1 protein-coding gene and 1 pseudogene are annotated in these 3,429 nt (G+C 69.5%); both read left to right on the forward strand.

Going from position 1 to position 3,429, the window contains the following annotated elements:
• On the forward strand, positions 1-389 hold a 389-nt coding region (locus QH283_RS23625), incomplete at its 5' end, for a glutamine amidotransferase-related protein (protein WP_432420769.1).
• Positions 389-3,429: pseudogene (gene carB, locus QH283_RS23630) on the forward strand (carbamoyl-phosphate synthase large subunit); the annotation flags it as partial. The gene QH283_RS23625 and the pseudogene carB, both read left to right, overlap by 1 nt.

Consider the following 3,429-nt stretch of genomic DNA (forward strand, 5'->3'; position numbering starts at 1 on the left):
CCCAGGGTGTGCTCGAGCGCGGGCTGCCGCTGTTCGGCATCTGTTTCGGCAACCAGATCCTCGGCCGGGCGCTGGGCCGCAAGACCTACAAGCTGAAGTTCGGCCACCGCGGCATCAACATCCCGGTGGTCGAACACGAGACCGGCCGCATCTCCATCACCGCGCAGAACCACGGGTTCGCGCTGGAGGGGGAGAAGGGCGAGCAGTTCGACACCCCGTTCGGCCGCGCCGAGGTCAGCCACGTGTGCGCCAACGACGGGGTCGTGGAGGGTGTGCGCCTGCTCGACGGCCGGGCCTTCTCGGTGCAGTACCACCCCGAGGCCGCCGCGGGCCCGCACGACGCCGCATATCTGTTCGACCGCTTCGCCGGTCTCATGGAAGGAGCCTGATGCCACGCCGCGAGGATCTACGCCACATCCTGGTGATCGGCTCGGGCCCGATCGTCATCGGCCAGGCCTGCGAGTTCGACTACTCGGGAACCCAGGCCTGCCGGGTGCTCGAGTCCGAGGGCCTCCGGGTCTCGCTGGTCAACTCGAACCCGGCCACGATCATGACCGACCCGGAGTTCGCCGACGCCACCTATGTGGAGCCGATCACCCCCGAGTACGTCGAGAAGGTCATTGCCAAGGAGCGTCCCGACGCCATCCTGGCCACCCTCGGCGGTCAGACCGCGCTGAACACCGCGGTCGCCCTGCACGAGCGCGGGGTGCTGGAGAAGTACGACGTCGAGTTGATCGGCGCCGACTTCGACGCCATCCAGCGCGGTGAGGACCGGCAGAAGTTCAAGGACATCGTCGCCTCCGTCGGCGGCGAGAGCGCCCGCTCGCGGGTCTGTTACACCATGGACGAGGTCCGAGAGACCGTCGCCGAACTGGGTTTTCCCGTCGTCGTCCGCCCCTCCTTCACCATGGGTGGCCTCGGCTCGGGCATGGCCTACAACGACGAGGACCTCGACCGGATCGCCGGTGGCGGCCTGGCAGCCTCGCCGACCGCCAACGTCATCATCGAGGAGTCCATCCTCGGGTGGAAGTAATACGAGCTCGAGCTCATGCGTGACAGCCGCGACAACGTCGTGGTGGTCTGCTCGATCGAGAACGTCGACCCGATGGGCGTGCACACCGGCGACTCGATGACCGTCGCGCCCGCCATGACGCTGACCGACCGCGAGTACCAGCGCATGCGCGACCTCGGTATCGCCATCCTGCGCGCGGTCGGCGTCGACACCGGCGGCTGCAACATCCAGTTCGCGGTCAATCCGCGCGACGGCCGCCTGATCGTCATCGAGATGAACCCGCGCGTGTCGCGCTCCTCGGCGCTGGCTTCCAAGGCCACCGGCTTCCCGATCGCCAAGATCGCCGCCAAGCTGGCCATCGGCTACACCCTGGACGAGATCGTCAACGACATCACCAAGGAGACCCCGGCCTGTTTCGAGCCCACGCTCGACTACGTCGTGGTCAAGGCCCCGCGCTTCGCGTTCGAGAAGTTCCCCGGCGCCGACGCGACCCTGACCACCACCATGAAGTCCGTGGGCGAGGCCATGTCGCTCGGCCGCAACTTCGCCGAGGCGCTGGGCAAGGTGCTGCGCTCGCTGGAGACCAAGGCCGCCGGCTTCTGGACCCAGGACGACGGCCCCTGGGCGCCGGTCGACGGTGACGTGGCCGGGGCGATCGAAAAGATCCTGGCCGACCTGCGCGTGCCCACCGAGGGGCGCATCTACCAGGTCGAACGTGCCCTGCGCTACGGCGCGAGCATCGAGGACGTGGCCGCCGCCTCCGGCATCGACCCCTGGTTCGTCGCCGAGGTCGCCGGTCTGGTGGAGCTGCGCGCCGAGCTGCTGGCCGCGCCGGTGCTCGACGAGCCGCTGCTGCGCCGCGCCAAGTACCACGGTGTGTCCGATCGTCAGCTGGCCGCGCTGCGCCCGGAACTGGCGGGCGAGTCCGGGGTGCGCGCGTTGCGCCACCGCCTCGGCATCCGGCCGGTCTACAAGACCGTCGACACCTGTGCCGCCGAGTTCGAGGCCAAGACGCCGTACCACTACTCGACCTACGAGCTGGATCCGGCGGCCGAGAGCGAGGTCGCCCCGCAGCGCGAGCGCGAGAAGGTCATCATCCTCGGCTCCGGCCCGAACCGCATCGGCCAGGGCATCGAGTTCGACTACTCGTGTGTGCACGCGGCGCTGACGCTGTCGGACGCCGGGTACGAGACGGTGATGGTCAACTGCAACCCCGAGACCGTCTCCACCGACTACGACACCGCCGACCGGCTCTACTTCGAGCCGCTGACCTTCGAAGACGTGCTCGAGGTCTATCACGCCGAGAGCGAGTCGGGCACCGTCGCCGGCGTCATCGTCCAGCTGGGCGGGCAGACCCCGCTCGGCCTGGCGCAGCGCCTGACCGACGCGGGGGTGCCGGTGGTCGGCACCAGCGCCGCCGCCATCGATCTGGCCGAGGACCGCGGCGAGTTCGGTGACGTGCTGGTCGCGGCCGGGCTGCCGGCGCCGAAGTACGGCACCGCCACCACGGTGGCGCAGGCCAAGAAGATCGCCGCCGAGATCGGTTACCCGGTGCTGGTCCGTCCGTCCTATGTGCTGGGCGGTCGCGGCATGGAGATCGTCTACGACGAGCAGTCCCTCGAGGGCTACATCTCCCGCGCCACCGAGCTCAACCCCGAGCATCCGGTGCTGGTGGACCGGTTCCTGGAAGACGCCATCGAGATCGATGTGGACGCGCTGTGCGACGGCGAGGAGGTCTTCCTCGGCGGGGTGATGGAGCACATCGAGGAGGCGGGCATCCACTCCGGCGACTCGGCGTGCGCGCTGCCCCCGATCACTCTCGGCCGCAGCGATATCGAGGCGGTGCGCCGCTCGACCGTCGCGCTGGCCAAGGGCATCGGCGTCAAGGGCCTGCTCAACGTGCAGTACGCGCTCAAGGACGACGTGCTCTACGTGCTGGAGGCCAACCCGCGCGCCAGCCGCACGGTGCCCTTCGTCTCGAAGGCCACCGCGGTGCCGCTGGCCAAGGCCGCCGCGCGCATCATGCTCGGCGCCACCATCGCCGAGCTGCGCAAGGAGGGCATGCTGCCCGCCGAGGGCGACGGCGGGCACGTGCCGGTCGAGGCGCCGGTCGCGGTCAAGGAAGCCGTGCTGCCGTTCCACCGGTTCCGGCGTGCCGACGGCAGCGGCGTCGACTCGCTGCTGTCGCCGGAGATGAAGTCCACCGGTGAGGTGATGGGCATCGACGCCGACTTCGGCACCGCCTTCGCCAAGAGCCAGACCGCCTCCTACGGTTCGCTGCCGACCGAGGGCACGGTGTTCGTCTCCATCGCCAACCGCGACAAGCGGGCCATGGTGTTCCCGGTCAAGCGCCTGCACGATCTCGGCTTCCGGGTGCTGGCCACCGAGGGCACCGCGGAGATGCTGCGCCGCAACGG

This window comes from Nocardia farcinica (assembly GCF_029867845.1).
GTDB classification, from domain to species: domain Bacteria; phylum Actinomycetota; class Actinomycetes; order Mycobacteriales; family Mycobacteriaceae; genus Nocardia; species Nocardia farcinica_A.